Raw genomic sequence first — 15849 nt, 5'->3', positions numbered from 1 at the left:
ACCCCATCCTCCGACTAGACTGCGCGCCGCACCACGATTCTATAAGGAGCTATGATTGTTGCTCATGCAGGGCGTCTCCGTGGACCAATGCCGGCTCGCAATCTGTCTCCTGCCCTTGCTCTTTCGGGCCCTCCTGCCGGGCGCGCAAGCAGCCAGCCAGAGCGCCACGCCGGTGCGTGAGGCGGACGCCGCCTGCGGCAGATGTCATCAGTCGATCTTTCGCAGCTACCTTACGACGCCCATGGCCAACGCCAGCGGTTTGGCCGGCGAACGCCTCATCCCCGGTGTCTTCCTGCACTCACCTTCCGCGGTCGAGTACCAGGTCTCAAGCGACGGACACTCCGCCTGGCTAAGCTATCGAAAACCCGGCAGCGATGGCCTCAATGGCCGCGAGCAACTCGAATACTTTCTCGGGTCGGGTCATCTGGGGATTACCTATCTCTACTCAAAGAATCAGTATCTGCTGGAGTCCCCGGTCGCCTACTACCCGGCTACCGACAGTTATGCCATGAAGCCTGGCCTCGAGAGAGTCACCCGTCTTCCCGACGCCCTCCCCGTCGACTCTGGCTGCCTGCGCTGCCACATGAGCGCGGCTCAACCCGTCGACCCCGGTACTGAAAATCGCTATCGAGGTTTGCCCTTCCTCCACACCGGCATCACTTGCGAAAGCTGCCACGGCGATAGCACCCGACACGTGGCGACCAGTGGAGTAGCTGCCGTCGTCAACCCCATCAAGCTCGAAGCAGAAAAGCGCGATTCCATCTGCATCGCTTGTCATCTGGAGGGCGCGACCAACGTCCAGCACCGCGGCCGCTCGGCTCTCGACTACCAGCCAGGCCAGGACATCGCCGATTACATCTCCTACTTCGCATACGAGCGGGAGAATACGACCGAGCGCGGCGTCAGCGAGATCGAGCAATTCACCTCCAGCAAATGCAAACAGGCCAGTGGCTCGGCCATGTCTTGTATGAACTGCCATGACCCCCATCGCTCACCGGCTCCAGCCGAGCGCGTTGATTACTACCGCGCAAAGTGTCTGACCTGTCATACGGCGGCCAGATATGCGAGCACCCACTTCCCCGATCGGCGGGACTGCACCAGCTGCCACATGCCCAAAACCAGCGCCCAGAACATCGCCCATGTCGCCTGGACGGATCACCGCATCCGCCGCCAGCCTGGTCAAGACAACTTACTCAGCTCTTTTGACGATCGTCCCAGAGAACTCGTGCCAATCCTGCCCGCCGGCACAAGCCCCCGTAACGTTGCCCTCGCCTACTACGATCTCACCGTAAACGGAAATCCGGCAGAGAAGAAGCGCGCCCTGGCGCTGCTTACCGCGGCCGCCCAGGCGTCGCCCGACGATCCCGCCGTTCTGCAGGCGCTTGCCATTCTTGCCGAATCGGACGGCGACAGCAGCCGCGCCACGAGCCTCTACCGGCATGTCTTGAAGCAAGACCCCGATTCACTCCCTTCAACCACCAACCTCGGTACTCTGCTGGCCAAGTCCGGCGACCTTGCCGCGGCCGCATCTCTATGGCGCCCGGCATTCGAGCGCAATCAAGACGTACTCGCCCTGGGGCAAAATCTAGCTACCATCGAATGCCTGCTGGGGGAGAAAAGCCGCGCGATAAGTGTATGGACCACAGTCTTGCAATACAGCCCGGACGCTCCGGGGGCAAGGAGAAAGCTCAACGCCATTCAAACCGGCCAGCAACAATGTATCCCAGAGCATCCTCAGCTGAAGTTAGAAAATCCATAACACAAGTTGATGAGGGTGGAACAGTATTGTCGAAAAGACCTGGATTACCGCCCACTCCCGAGACTTACATTAGATAGGGTATAACTACGCTGACTAACCCATTCACATTACAAAGCAGCGCGTCTGCCGCTGCGGAAACCAAACTCTTCCATCATTGAATTCCATCGAGGCCAAATCTCATCGGATGAATTGATCCATGCGCCGCTCACAGCGAGTTGTACGCGCTGATCGCGACGAGCGAGGGATTCAATCCTGTCAATCACTACTAGCCCATGTTTTGTCAGCAAGTCCTCTAGAGTCCCTGCGGCGACGTGGGCAAGGACCTCATCTGTCGTGGCCATCTCCAGCAGAATAGTGATCACCTCCCATCCCACTTCGGGGTCACGCCGGACGATTTCGCTAACTTCCTCAAAGGCCCAGAAATCATCGAAGTTTCCTGCTTCGCTGTTCCGGCTCCGAAGATAAGCCTCAGCAAGCTCTCTGTGCGCAGCCATGGTGCCGTCCTATTTGGTCGCAAAACCAAACTTCCCGTGTGAAAATCTTGCGCGTCGCTTACGCTCTCCCTTTATTGCGGAATTCGCAAACTGAAAAGAAAATACTCTGGAATCGCTTGAATCTCTATGGACACTCCGCCATCAAAGCATCTGGCCTTGACGACATGCGTATCGCTCCCTATGCCTATCGAAAGAGTCTCGGCAAGTTTGGCTATTTTGTGGCGAGCTGACACCGGGGAAGCCCATTCTGCCCCCTTCAAACACGTAGCAGCCAACGAGAGAACCTTAGCACGGCTTCGGCCCCAGCGAAGCGCTTGACGCCGCCATATTCAATCCCCTTGTCCCCGCTGGTGATCAGCTACACTTTCCGGAGCAGGCACTGACCCAGTCGGGGTCTGGACTGTCGGGCAGGAACCCGCGCGCCAGCTCTCAGAGAAACACGCCAGATGCAGAGCCCGCTAACATTCCTGAACCTTTCCTCCTCTCAGGCTCATCAATTAGACGGTTATCAAATTGTTTAACAACCAAAGGTTTGAACTGGAGAAGACAATGAGCAAGCTAACCAATAAAGTCGCAGTCGTCACCGGAGCTTCGAAGGGCATCGGAGCCGATATTGCTAAGGGCCTCGCCGCGGAAGGCGCCGCCGTTGTCGTCAATTACGCGTCAAGTAAAGAAGGCGCGGACAAGGTCGTTGCAGAGATTATCGCCAAGGGCGGCAAAGCGATCGCCGTGCAGGGAGACGTCTCCAAGACCGCCGACATTCAGCGCCTCTTCGCCGAGACCAAGCGGGCTTACGGTAAGCTCGATATCCTCGTGAATAATGCGGGCATCTACAAGTTCGCCGCGCTCGAAGAGATCACCGAGGCCGACTTCCACTCGCACTTCAACCTTAACGTCCTCGGTCTGATCCTCACCACGCAGGAAGCCGTCAAGCACTTCAGCCCCGAAGGCGGAAGCGTCATCAACATCGGCTCGACCATCACCACGTTGAATCCGCCCTCGACCACCGTCTACACCGCCACCAAGGGCGCGGTCGACTCGGTGACTCATGTGCTCTCGAAGGAGCTGGGGCCGCGAAAGATCCGCGTCAACGGCTTGAATCCCGGTCTGGTTGAGACCGAAGGAACGCATACTGCCGGTACCGTCGGCGGTGAATTTGAGGCCCAGTTAGTAGCGCAAACCCCGCTCGGCCGCACCGGCCTGCCCGGCGACATCACTCCGATCGCCGTCTTCCTCGCCTCGTCCGACTCGGGATGGCTCACCGGCGAGACCCTGCTCGCTTCAGGCGGCGTCCGCTAAGCCAGAAGTATCGGTCACTGTGATCGATTGAACTAAACTCGGCAGGTCTTTTCCTCAGGAGAGCCTGCCGAACTCAATGGCACTCACTTCCCGCACATGACTCCATCTGTACTTGCGCGCAAGCCTGCATCCTCTAGAAGCTCGGTTCTCTTAGAAGCTAGGCCTCAAGAAGGCTCGGTCTCAGAAGCTTGGTTCCCGAAAACACGGACCTCCCCCTTGGCTCGCCTAAGCACGACTCGCCCCCATCTCCCGTTACAATAGCCAATGACAGGAGAATTCCCCACCGCAAGGCACACATGGTCTACTGCGCGAAGTACAAACAGGAACTCGAAGGCCTCGACGAGCCACCTTTCGACAGCGATTTTGGCCACAAAATCTATAACAACGTCTCCAAACGAGCCTGGGGTGAATGGGTCGAGCACCAGAAGATGCTGCTCAATGAGTACCGGCTCCAACCCTGGACACGCGAGTCGCAGGAATTTCTCGTCGAACAAATGCAAAGCTACTTCTTCGGCGACGGCGCCGCCCTGCCCAAAGAATACGTTCCACCCTCCGGCCATTGAGGTCGCGGCATCACATCTCGCCGCCATTTTCGGAGATCGTGCTCCTTTGCTGGGCAGCCAGAATCTCACTCCAGCCAGGGCTCGGAGCCGGCGGCACATCCGGCTGCGGTTCTGGCTATGATTCTTTAGAGGCTGCTCAAATGACTCTCTGAGGAAATCCGCTCTCTGATCGAGTCGCAAGAGACGTGCCAAAGACCCGGCGGCTTGCTTAGAAAAACTTCATCGAACCGTCCATCAACCCAACTCTCCCCATCCCTCATGTACACTTGAATCTGTCCGAACGTGGTGGAGGTCTGGGCTCGCCGCCCAAGCTTGCACCAAGCTGTAAAGCCGTCGGGACGTGGCTCAGCCTGGTAGAGCGCACCCTTGGGGTGGGTGAGGTCGCTGGTTCGAATCCAGTCGTCCCGACCATCGAATCAACCCCGCCATCGAAGCATGACCACTCTCAGCACGACTCACCCTTCCCGCTGTAAACTGACTCCACCCATGATGAAGCACAATCGGAAGCTCGCCTGCGCCCTCACGTTAGCCTTGCTCGGCGCGACGGCTCTCGCCGCCTCCAGTCAGACCGCCAGTCCCGCCGCGCCATCGTCCTCCACTCCGGCGAATCCCCAGCCGTCGAATCCCCAGACACCACCCCCAGCGGCCACTCCGCCGAACCCGCCCGCGCCGCAAACGGCTCCCGCACCCCCCGGCCAGGACACTGGAAATCCCAACAGCCCGCAATACACCATTCCGATCAACGTCAATGAGGTCTATCTGATCTTTACCGTGACCGACTCCAAGGGTCACTTCATCAAGGACCTGCAACTCAACGACTTCGCCCTGCTCGACGATCAGAAAGCCCCCGCCCAGGTCTTCAGCTTCCAACAGCAGACCAACCTGCCTCTCCGCGTCGGCCTGCTCATTGACGCCAGCACCTCGATTCGCCAGCGCTTCCAGTTTGAACAGCAGGCCGCGACCGAGTTCATCCTCCAGACCATCAAGCCGCGCAGCGACAAAGCTTTCATCATGGGCTTCGACGTCACGCCCGATCTCAAGCAGGATTGGACCAACAACCTCGATCTGCTCGAAACCGGCATCAACGCCCTCCGCCCCGGCGGCGGCACCGCGCTCTATGACGCCGTCTATACCGCCTGCCGCGACAAGCTCGCCGACAGCGCCCGCGGCCAGGAACCCACCCGCAAGGCCCTCGTCCTCGTCTCCGACGGCAATGATAATCAGAGCCGCGTCTATCTCGACGAAGCCATCAAGATGTGCCAGCGCGCCGAAACCATCGTCTACGCCATCAGTACCAACACCAGCCCCAGCCGCGAACGCGGCGACGATGTCCTCCAGAAGATCACCGACTCGACCGGCGGTATCACCTTCTTTCCCAAGCGCCTCGAAGACATCAGCAACGGCTTCCACGACATCGGCGACGAACTCCGCAGCCAGTACGCCCTCGCCTATCGCCCCGCCGACTTCAAACCCGACGGCTCCTTCCGCCCCATCTACCTCTACTGCAACCAACGCCGCTACACCGTCCGGGTCAGCAAAGGCTACTTCGCGCCAAAGCGCTAAGATATTCAGCTGGGTGTCCCAGGTTCGCGAAGCTAACCTGGGTACTCTCGGATCTGTGGCTCTCTCTCAGGTCTGGGAAATGCAACTCTACCCTGGCCTTGAGCGTCACCCGCCCAGCAACCCCACCAAACCCGCCTCATCCAGCATCTTGACCCCCAGCCCCTGCGCCTTCTCCAGCTTCGAACCCGCCTCCGCTCCCGCCACCACGTAATCCGTCTTCTTGCTCACTGATCCGGAGACCTTGCCGCCCGCTGCCTCGATCTTCGCCTTGGCATCCTCGCGCGTCATCCCCGCCAAGGTCCCGGTCAGCACAAACGTGAGCCCGTCCAACTCCGACGACCGCTTCCGTTTTTCCGCCGTGAACGTCAACCCCGCCGCCCGCAGCTTCTCGATCAGCTCCACATTGCGCGCTTCATCGAAAAACTCGCGCACCGCCGCCGCCACCCGCGGCCCCACCTCGTTGACCCGCTCCAGCTCCTCGGCCGACGCCGCCATCAAAGCATCCATCGAACCAAACTCCTCGGCCAGCAGCTGCGCCGTCCGCTCTCCCACAAACCGGATCCCCAGCCCAAAAAGCACCCGCGCCAGCGATGCCTTCTTCGAAGCCGCAATCTCTGCCAGCAACGAGTCCGCCGTCTTCTTGCCAATCCGCTCCAGCGACAACAACCCCGCCTCGTCGAGCGAATACAAGTCGGCGATACTCGAAACCGGATGGCCATCCACCACCGGTTTCTCAAGCAATTGCGCCACCAGCGCCTCGCCCAGACCATCGATATTCATCACCTTGCGCGCCGAAAAATGCAGCAGGCTCTCGAGCAGCCGCGCCGGACAATCCACGTTTACGCAGCGGTAATCCGCCTCGCCCTCCGCCCGCTTCACCGCGCTCCCGCACACTGGGCAGTTCTCCGGAAAAGCAAACTCCCGGCGTTCCACCGCGTCCCCATCGCGCGCCGGCATCACCTCCACCACCTTGGGGATCACATCGCCGCCGCGCTCGACCAGCACCTCGTCGCCGATCTTCAATCCCAACCGCGCAATCTCGTCGGCGTTGTGCAGCGTCGCCCGGCTCACCGTCGTGCCCCCAATTAAGACCGGCGTCAGCACCGCCACCGGGGTCAGCTTCCCCGTTCGCCCCACCTGGATCCGGATGTCCTCGACCCGGGTAATTCCCGACCGGGCCGTGAACTTGTAAGCCACCGCCCACCGCGGAGCACGACCTGTATACCCCAGCCGCTGCTGCAGCGCCGCCGAATCGACCTTGATCACCACGCCGTCTATCTCGTAGCCGAGCGTCGCCCGCTGCGACTCCGCCTTGGCGATGAACCGCAGCAGCCCCTCCACATCCTGGACCGCCTCCCGGTGCGGATTCACCCGAAAGCCCGCCGCCGTCAGCGCGTCCAAGGCCTCATGCTGCTCGGCAAAAAGATTCTCGCCGCCAGGCCGCGCCTCTCCATCCGCACCCGCCGCCGTCAACGCAAAATATCCATAGAAATCCAGCCGCCGCTGCGCCACCACATTCGGCTCTTTGGTCCGGATCGTCCCCGCCGCCGCGTTACGAGGATTCGCCGCCGCCGCCAATCCCGCAGCCTCCCGCTCCTCATTCCAGCGCAGGAACGCAGCCACCGGCATCACCACCTCGCCACGAACTTCAAACGCCGAAGGCAGCCCCGCCGCCTTCAACTTCGCCGCCGGAATCGAAAGAGGCACCGAGCGAATCGTCCGCACATTGCCGGTAACGTCCTCACCAGTAGTCCCATCGCCCCGAGTCAAAGCCCGCAAAAGATGAGCCGCCCCATCAACCCCCCGCTGTCCGGCTTTAAGCTCCTCGCTATTAAGCTCCTCGCCCTTAAGCTGACCGCTTGTTAGCTGTCCGGTTTTAAGCTCCTTGCTGTTAAGCTGTCCGGTTTTAAGCTCCTCGCTGTTAAGCTCCTCGCTCTTAAGCTGACCGCTTGTTAGCTGTCCGCTGTTTAGCTTCGTTAGCTCTACCGACTCGCCAGATGGCCCATAATGCAGCGCCATCGACAACCCATCCAGCTTGTACTCGCAAACAAAGCTCACCGCCGGAGCATTCGGCATTTTCGCCGCCAGCTCCTCCACCCGCCGCACCCATTCGCGCAGCTCCTCTTCGCTGTTCACATTGTCGATCGAGAGCATTGGACGCGAATGCGCCACCTTGGCAAAGCTGCCCTCCGCCTTGCCGCCCACCCGCTGGGTCGGCGAGTCGGCCGTCACCAGCTCCGGATGCTCCGCCTCGAGCGCCTTCAACTCCCGCATCAACGCGTCAAATGCCGCATCCGAAATCTCCGGAGCATCCAGCACGTAATAGCAATATTCATGGTGCCGAATCCGCTCCCGCAGATCCTCCAACTGCTGCCCGACTTCTCCCGCAACACTCTTCGAACTCATGCAGAGGATTATAGAAAGGAATTGAACTCAATCCGGAGCCACAACAGCGGGTAACCTGGTTTCGCAAACCGAAGCCCGCGAAGCTAGCCTGGCACCCTAACGTGAGCCAAATTCAAATCACCGGATCACAGTGTTTTGGTATGCCTGCACCCCATCACCGCTCCGAAGGAAACAAATCGTACTGAATACTCAACTGCAGCCGAGTCGCGTCCGCCGCCGTGCGGTCGAACTGGGTATGCCGCCCATAGAGAAATTCTCCCCCGAACGAGATCGTCTTATCCAGATTCCAGATATAGTTGAGCGCCGCATAGTGGCTGCTGTGAAAGGCCGTCGCATCCTGTGCCGAGGTGTTGTCGATCTTCGTATAGCCATAAGTCAGCGTTGAACGAGACCGCGCATTCCAACTGTGCTGGTAGCCCCCGAACCCGCCCAGCGCCGGCAGTGTCACCAGCTCGCCGTCGCCGTCGATCGTCACGTCAGAACCCTCGCCAACCAGGTCCGACAAGTAGTGGCCGATCCCGCTCCCATAGGTGAACTGGAACAAAGCCGTATCTCGCGAAAACATCGTCCGCGTCCCCGCCGCCGTCACTCCCCATCCAAAAACATGGGGATGGATCAACCCACCCACATTCCCCTGAATATCGCGAAAGATGCTGGAAAACTGGAAGTGCCCCTTCTCCGCCTCATAACGGTAGCGCAGCGCGATGTCCGGGATCTGCGAGGTGAACTGAGCGTCGTCTGGACTCGCATCCACGTCCACCACCGCTCCCTCCGCGCCGATCGCCAGGCTATGCCCGCGCCCGAACGGGTGCGTGTAGCGCACCTGCGCCGCCGAACCGGTCGTGTTGCCGTTTGGCCCCTGATTGTCCAAGGTCTCAGGCGTCGCATCCACATCGAGAAACGTGGAATCCGTATAACCCGCCAGCACATTCGCCACCTGGCCATACAAGTCGCGAAGATGATAGATCGGATCGCTGGTCGTCCCGCCAAAGAAGTCATTGGCATAGAAGACCCGCAGCGTTCCAAACCTGGTCGGCCTCCGGATGTCCATGCTGATGCGCGACTGGTTGATGTCCAGCCGCGTATCGTCTCCAGCCAGCGTCGGGCCAATCGGGATCGTCGAAGGAATAAACCCGGTCGCAAAGCCCGCCGGCTTTAGATCACGGATCATATCCACCCGCGCAAATCCGCCCAGCCGCACCCCAATCTCCGTACCGGGAATCATGATCTCGCCAGACTCCGTTCCATAAGGAGCATTGTCGATTCGCGGAGCAGCGCTCAGCTCCTGCGAGATCATCTCCCGAGGCGCCGGCATCTGCCGCTTCTCCTTCGGCGCCGGTGGCGGAGGCTGTGCCAACGCTGTTTGCGAGTCTGCCGCCGCCGCCGCTCCCGAGGCCGCCACACCAGAAACTCCCGGTCCAGGAACTGCCCCGCCCGAACGAAGCGAAGCCGCCGCTCCTACCGCGTCCAATTTCGCCCGCATGCGGTTGAGGTTGTTTTGAAGAAGCTCCATCTGGCTCTCCATCGCCCGCATCTCCTCGCGCAGCGCCTGGACGTCGATACCCTGGACGTCGATACTCGGATTGCCTCTCCCGCCGCCCTGCGAGGCACCCGCCCCCTGTGACTGCGCACTCGCCACCATGGCCGTACCGGCCAGACACCACGCCAACCATAAAGAGATCGTCTTTCGCGACATTCGCCTCTCCGCACCACCCTCAACTGCGCCAGCGGCGGCAACCCCGCCGAAGCCGGTATCAGGTTAGCCGCATCCTGCCGCGTCCCCCGTAAATTGTTGACACAAATCCAAGAGCTATACTCAGAGGCGTCCACTCGAGCCACACAATACCGCGAGACTCAGTCCCCGCCTGAGTCCCGGCCTCAGTCCTACACCGCGGCCGAACGCAACCTCGCGGGAACCCCGCTTTTGCTTTACTCTCCGAACAGGATCGTCATGGAACCCGTAACTCACTTCCTTACCGGAGCCTGCCTCGCCCGCGCCGGCTTCAACCGCCGCACCGCCTACGCGACCCTCGCCATGACCCTCGCCGCGGAAGCCCCCGACCTCGATGTGCTCTGGGGATTCGCCGGTCCCGTCGCCGCTTTTGAACATCACCGCGGCATCACCCACACCTTCCTCGGCGCACCCTTCGTCGCCCTCGCCGTCACCGGAGTCGTCTACGCCTGGCACCATCTCCGCGAATCGCGAGAGTCTCATGGCTCCGCCGCAACTCGGAGCAGTCAGGGTGCCCCCAACAAGCCCTCTTCCAGATCGAGTGGACCAGAGCCCAACTGGTTCCTCCTCTGGCTCTTCTCGCTGATAGCGGCCTTGAGCCACCTGCTGCTCGACTTCACCAACAACTACGGACTCCGCCCGTTCTTCCCCTTCAACCCGCGCTGGTACTCCTGGGACATCGTCTTCATCTATGAGCCGCTGATGTGGATCGCGCTCATCGCCGCGCTGCTCATGCCCTCGATCTTTGGCCTCGCCGATCGTGAGATCGGCGCCCAGCGCCAGCCTTTTCGCGGACGCGGCTGGGCCATTGCTGCCCTTGCCTTCATTGCGGTCCTCTACACCGTCCGCAACGCCGAGCACCAGCGCGCCCTCAACCTGCTCCGCGCCAACACCCTCGTCGAACCCACCCTTCGAGTTGCCGCCGAACCCAACCCCCTCAATCCCTTTCACTGGCAGGGGCTCGCCGAAACCGCCGACTTCTACCAGACCGCCGCCATCGACACTCGCGCCGACAGCGTCGACACCGACTCTGGCCAGGTCTTCTACAAGCCGCCCGTCACCCTTGCCACGTTGACCGCGAAACGCTCCTGGCTCGGCCGGGCCTACCTGGATTGGTCAAGCTGGCCGCTGGTCACCGACCTGGGCAGCCAGCCCGCCCCCGGTGCCGAAACAATCCCTAACCTGCCGCTGCCGATTCCGCTCGACTGGCACACCGTCGAGTTCCGCGATCTGCGTTTCTCCTCGACAACCTTACCGCTCCGCAACGCCAGCGCCCCTCCGCTCTCAGGATCCGTCTACATCGGGCCCAACCGGGAGGTCGAGGCCATGGTTCTCAGCGGACGGGAACAGAAATAAGCCCACAATCCCCCGCCGCGAAACCCACAAGCACCTCCAAACGAACCCGTCATCCGTGCAAGCCCAAGCGACCTCAACCTTTCAGCCACCACAAGCCCGGCATCAAACTCTCCCACAACAATGATGGCGATATGAAACAATAAATTTGACCCTCGCTCTCTCGAGCATGAAAAATACGGGTCCACCAGGATTTGATTTGAGGATTTGAGGCTGAAATGTTCGCTTATCTCCTAACGCTTCTCGGGGTCCTCGCCCACGCTGTACCGCATGCCTGGCTGCCCTTCACCGCCGTGGGTGGGTCGCTGCTGTATTTCGGTGCACGCCGTCCGCACTGGCAGGGAATCGTTCCCGTCGGTCTGCTCGCGCTCTCCGACTACTACCTCACCGCGCACGTCTACAACTTTCCCTTCAGAGCACAGGATTACCTGCTCACCTGGGCCTGGTACGCCGCCGTCATCGTTCTAGGAGCCATCCTGCTCAGCAGCAAGACCTCCGTCGCCAGGATCGCCGCCGCAACTGCGATCGCCCCAACCTCCTTCTTCCTGATCAGCAACTACGCCGTCTGGGTCAGCCAGAGAGGGATGTATCCGCATACCGCGAATGGACTGATGACCTGCTATACCGCCGCCCTGCCCTTCTACCGCAACGATCTCGTCTCGACCGCCATCGTCACCGGCCTGGTCTTCGGCATACCCCTATACACCAAACACCACGAAGCCGCGAAACAAGCTCAAACCCTCTAAAGACCCTCTGATGAAGGAGAGGCCAACTGAGGAAGGCAAGCGTTTGAACAAGCTGCGGGTCGTATTGAAGGGGCGCTGCCGCCTGAAGGGGGCCCACGTTTCGAAGGGACTCCGCCCTTATGAAGGGAATGTGTTTGAGGGTCGCCGGCCAGTCCTGCCTGGGACCAGCGCAAGACCTGTTTCACCAGCTGCGTTTTCTTTGGCTGTCCGCCGAAGCTTTCGCCACCGCTCGCTACTCTCAGCCACGCTTCAGATTCGGCGAGCTGCGGAAGCATGCTTGAGTGGGGTCACAACTGTTGGACCACAAATCTCGGGTAACAACTCCACGTCAGGGTCGAACTAGAACATAGATCTAGATTCGTCCTCTAACGTCCCGAATACCGGAACTCTTTCCCCTCCGCCCGCGCCAGCAGAATCACCAGCAGCAGCCCCGCCACCATCACACCCTCTTCCACATAAGTCGATAAGCTATGCAGACGATTGAAGCCAATCCGGTTCGGATCGGAAGCCGCCGCCGCATCGATTACCCCGCCCGCCGCCATCCGGTAAGTCTCCATGCGCGGGATAATGCCGAACTGCGAGACCGCCGTCAGCAGCAGCATCGCCACCACCATCAACATCGGTCCCCGCAGCACCTGCCGCGGATACACCCCCATCAGGGTCGCTGCAATGAACAACACCGCCAGCAGAATGCCGGCGAAGAGACCCTCCTGATGCAGGATCCGCAAGCAAGCGCCGACGATCGAACCCGCCGCATGCGTATCGCTCAAGTGCGAAAACGTCACCGCCGCCACCACCGGGAAAAACAGCAGCCCGCCGAGCCAGAAGACGATCGCCAGCGAAATCATCGTGCGTATCAGGGTCTTCATGCTTAGCCGATCGTCCCCGTCATGCTCGGTCGCCCCAGCAGCCGCGCGATCCGGTCCTTGATCGGCGGGTGGGTCGCAAACAAGCTCGCAATCCCCCCGGAAGTAATCAGCGGAGCCACAATGAACAAGTGCGCCGTCGACGCCGAAGCCTGCAGCGGCAGCCGCTTCGAATAAGCATCCAGCTTCTCGAGCGCGCTCGCCAGCGCATAAGGATTGCCGGTAATATGCGCGCCCGTCGCATCCGCTTCATATTCGCGGGAACGCGAGATCGCCAGCTGGATCAGCGTCGCCGCAATCGGAGCCAGGATAATCATGAAGAGCGCGCCAATACCGCCGCCGCCCCGTTCCCGCCGGTCGCCGCCACCCATGCCGCCAAAGATCATGCCCCAGCGCGCGAAGCTCGCCAGCATCGTGATCGCGCCCGCCAGAGTCGCGGCAATCGAGCTCGTCAGGATGTCCCGGTTCTTCACGTGGCCCAGCTCATGGGCCAGCACACCCTCCAACTCCTCATCGTTCAACAGGTTCAGAATGCCCCGCGTCACCGCCACCGCGGCATGGTTCGGGTTGCGGCCGGTCGCAAACGCATTCGGTGAATCGTCCGGGATTACATAAATGCGCGGCAGCGGAATGTTCATCCGGCCCGCCATCCGCTCCACCACCTGGTACACCCGCGGCAGCTCCTCGCGGGTAACCGGAACCGCTCGATACATGGCCAGCGCCATCTTGTCGGAATAGAAATAACTGACGAAGTTAGTAACCGCGGCCACCAGAAAGGCAATCACCACGCCATTCCGCCCGCCAAAGTACGCGCCAATCAACATCAGACCAATGGTCAACGTCGTCAGCAGCAAAGCAGTCTTGAAGGTATTCATCGTAGGGGCCCTCCATTTCCAGAACCACCTAATAACATTCTTTCACGAACCAAACTCATAAGCTTGGCGAGCTCAACTGCTTCGACTCTTCGATTCACCCAGCTCCCATCCGTCCTTCGGACTTCCGCAAATGGTTCAAGTCAGGATCGGGCTGGCTTCAAACCTTATAGGCATAGGTCGACTCCTACCCAAGGGCTACAGAGACCCTCTCCAGCACGACAAAAAGCGCACAAAAGGTGCGCTTTTCTCACCAAAAATGTGCCCTGAATTCGCTTCCGGAAAGTCCTACTTTTCCTGCGGAACCGGATCGCCCTCGCCAGGCGCCAGGAAGAGATTCATCTCCAGTCCATGCTGCCGTGTATAGAGATCGTAGTAGCGGCCGCCTAGCGCATAGAGCGTCTCATGCGTGCCGCGCTCAATGATTTCGCCCCCTTCAACCACCAGGATCTGGTCGGCGCGGCGAATCGTCGACAACCGGTGCGCGATCACAAACGTCGTCCGCCCCTGCATCAAGTAGCTCAATCCATCCTGGATCATTGCCTCCGACTCCGAGTCGAGCGACGAAGTCGCCTCGTCCAGGATCAGGATGCGCGGATCCGCAAGAATCGCGCGCGCAATCGACAATCTCTGCCGCTGGCCGCCAGAGAGCTTCACGCCACGCTCGCCCACAATCGTGTCGTAGGCCTCCGGAAAGCGCTCGGCGAACTCATCCACCCGCGCGGTGCGGCAGGCATTCAAAAATTGCTCTTCCGTCGCCTCCGGATGCGAAAACAAAACATTTTCCCGAATCGTCCCATCGAATAAGAACGAGTCCTGCAACACCACGCCCAGTTGGCCGCGATAGCTATCTAGCCGCACGGTCGAGAGATCGATACCATCAACTAGGACCTGGCCCGAGTCCGGCACATGGAAGGCGCATACCAGCGAGATGATCGTCGACTTGCCCGACCCGGAAGACCCGACTAAAGCAGTCACCGTTCCCGGCCGCGAGTGGAAAGAAACTCCATGCAGCACCGGCTTGTCAGGCTCGTACGAGAAGCGCACATCGTCAAAACGAATATCGCCGCGAATCTCTCCGAGCGTCACGGTGCGATTCGGATCGGCAAATTCATCCTTCTCCGAAAGGATCTCCACTGTCCGATCCAGGCCGGCTAAGGCCTCGGTCAGTTGGGTGCCAACATTCACGACCTGGAAGACCGGCGCCACCATGAAGGCCAGCAGCATGGTGTATTGCAGATATCCTCCCGGAGTCAGTTGATGATTCAAAACCGCATGGCCGCCGAGCAGCATCACGATGCCGCCCACCACACCCATGACTGAAGTCGCGGCAAAGGAAAGCAAGCTCGTCGCCGTTAACGTGCGCATCACATTTTCGAGCAGCCTTTGCACCCCGCCGGCGAAGACCGACGCTTCGCGTTGTTCGGCGTGGTAGCCCTTGATCACGCGAATGCCGCCGAGCGATTCTGTCAGTCGGCCCGTCACCTCAGCATTGATCTTGGCCCGTTCCCGGAAGATCGGGCGAATGGTCTTGAAGGCCTTCTGCAGCACGAAAACGAAAAGGAGCACGACCGCGAAAACAATCAACGTCATCTTCCGGCTCGCATAGAGCAGGAAGCCGAAGGCCATCGCCGCAGTGAGCATCCCGCCGACGAACTCGACCAGTCCGGTTCCAATCAGATTCCGGACGCCTTCTACGTCAGTCATGATGCGCGACACCAGCATCCCGCTGCGGTTGGCGTCATAAAAGCTGACCGAGAGCCGCCCGATATGTTCTTGCACCTGTTTGCGCATATCGGCGATCAGCCGCTGAGCCGCCTTTGAGAGCAGCTGCGTCAGCGAAAAAGAAGTGATCGCCTGGATCGCCGTCGCCGTAAATACCGCGGTCACGAACAGCGGCAGTCTGCTCCCATTTGCATGAAGCACATTGTCAAAAAAATATTTTGTCGAAAGCGGCAGAACCAGCCCCGCAACACGGTTGATCGCCATCAACATCAACCCGCCGAGCAACAGCCAGCGCCGCGGCCGGATCAGCTTCCAGACCTCAGGCATTACCTTGCGCAGGTCGGCCTTCTTCTTCTCTCCGCTCCCCGCAGCGGCCGTCATCGCTTTACCGCTAGGGGACCGCTCGGCGCGCATGGACATCATTGAAGCAGGGCGCATGTCTCGATTGTATGCGTTTCAATTTTGGCAGAG

At 60.3% G+C, this 15849-nt stretch carries 12 protein-coding genes and 1 tRNA gene; 7 read left to right on the top strand and 6 right to left on the bottom strand.

Annotated elements, in window-relative coordinates; genetic code table 11:
• Positions 1–64: 64 nt before the first annotated feature.
• Complete coding sequence (locus ACPOL_RS10900) at positions 65–1759, top strand: cytochrome c3 family protein (RefSeq protein ID WP_236657526.1); 1695 nt, start codon at positions 65–67, stop codon at positions 1757–1759.
• Between the two features lie 107 nt (positions 1760–1866).
• Here the strand turns inward: ACPOL_RS10900 and ACPOL_RS10895 are convergent, their stop codons facing one another.
• Positions 1867–2253 carry a DUF6869 domain-containing protein gene (locus ACPOL_RS10895; RefSeq protein ID WP_114207090.1) on the bottom strand — a complete coding sequence of 129 codons (387 nt, stop codon included), beginning with the start codon at positions 2251–2253 and terminating at the stop codon, positions 1867–1869.
• A gap of 549 nt (positions 2254–2802) precedes the next feature.
• On the opposite strand from ACPOL_RS10895, the gene ACPOL_RS10885 reads away from it, so the two are divergent.
• From ACPOL_RS10885 to ACPOL_RS10870, 4 genes are all read left to right on the top strand, one after another.
• Positions 2803–3552: an SDR family NAD(P)-dependent oxidoreductase gene (locus ACPOL_RS10885; protein WP_114207088.1), complete on the top strand. Its 750-nt coding sequence runs from the start codon at positions 2803–2805 to the stop codon at positions 3550–3552.
• Positions 3553–3848: 296 nt separating this feature from the next.
• Complete coding sequence (locus ACPOL_RS10880; RefSeq protein WP_114207087.1) at positions 3849–4115, top strand: oxidative damage protection protein; 267 nt, start codon at positions 3849–3851, stop codon at positions 4113–4115.
• A gap of 334 nt (positions 4116–4449) precedes the next feature.
• Positions 4450–4526 (top strand) — tRNA-Pro (locus ACPOL_RS10875).
• Between the two features lie 24 nt (positions 4527–4550).
• The gene (locus ACPOL_RS10870; RefSeq protein ID WP_236657393.1) at positions 4551–5678 is read left to right on the top strand and encodes a VWA domain-containing protein; all 1128 of its coding nucleotides are present in this window, start codon (positions 4551–4553) and stop codon (positions 5676–5678) included.
• A 105-nt stretch (positions 5679–5783) separates the two neighbouring features.
• Here the strand turns inward: ACPOL_RS10870 and ligA are convergent, their stop codons facing one another.
• Together ligA and ACPOL_RS10860 are read right to left on the bottom strand one after the other, a co-directional pair.
• Complete coding sequence (gene ligA / locus ACPOL_RS10865; RefSeq protein WP_236657392.1) at positions 5784–8084, bottom strand: NAD-dependent DNA ligase LigA; 2301 nt, start codon at positions 8082–8084, stop codon at positions 5784–5786.
• Positions 8085–8238: 154 nt separating this feature from the next.
• Entirely contained in the window at positions 8239–9780 is a 1542-nt protein-coding gene (locus ACPOL_RS10860; protein WP_114207086.1) for a DcaP family trimeric outer membrane transporter, read from the bottom strand.
• 255 nt (positions 9781–10035) lie between these two features.
• On the opposite strand from ACPOL_RS10860, the gene ACPOL_RS10855 reads away from it, so the two are divergent.
• Entirely contained in the window at positions 10036–11172 is a 1137-nt protein-coding gene (locus ACPOL_RS10855) for a metal-dependent hydrolase (RefSeq protein WP_114210759.1), read from the top strand.
• Between the two features lie 215 nt (positions 11173–11387).
• Positions 11388–11915, top strand: a complete 528-nt coding sequence (locus ACPOL_RS10850; protein ID WP_114207085.1) for a DUF6580 family putative transport protein — start codon at positions 11388–11390, stop codon at positions 11913–11915.
• Between the two features lie 365 nt (positions 11916–12280).
• Here the strand turns inward: ACPOL_RS10850 and ACPOL_RS10845 are convergent, their stop codons facing one another.
• From ACPOL_RS10845 to ACPOL_RS10835, 3 genes are all read right to left on the bottom strand, one after another.
• The gene (locus ACPOL_RS10845) at positions 12281–12784 is read right to left on the bottom strand and encodes a DUF4149 domain-containing protein (RefSeq protein WP_114207084.1); all 504 of its coding nucleotides are present in this window, start codon (positions 12782–12784) and stop codon (positions 12281–12283) included.
• Between the two features lie 2 nt (positions 12785–12786).
• Positions 12787–13656: a zinc metalloprotease HtpX gene (locus ACPOL_RS10840; RefSeq protein WP_114207083.1), complete on the bottom strand. Its 870-nt coding sequence runs from the start codon at positions 13654–13656 to the stop codon at positions 12787–12789.
• Positions 13657–13941: 285 nt separating this feature from the next.
• Positions 13942–15816, bottom strand: a complete 1875-nt coding sequence (locus ACPOL_RS10835) for an ABC transporter ATP-binding protein (protein ID WP_114207082.1) — start codon at positions 15814–15816, stop codon at positions 13942–13944.
• Between the last annotated feature and the right edge of the window lie 33 nt (positions 15817–15849).

Origin of the sequence: Acidisarcina polymorpha (assembly GCF_003330725.1) — a bacterium.
In the GTDB taxonomy this organism is placed as follows: Bacteria; Acidobacteriota; Terriglobia; order Terriglobales; family Acidobacteriaceae; genus Acidisarcina; species Acidisarcina polymorpha.
This window is presented reverse-complemented; position numbering and strand designations above follow the sequence as displayed.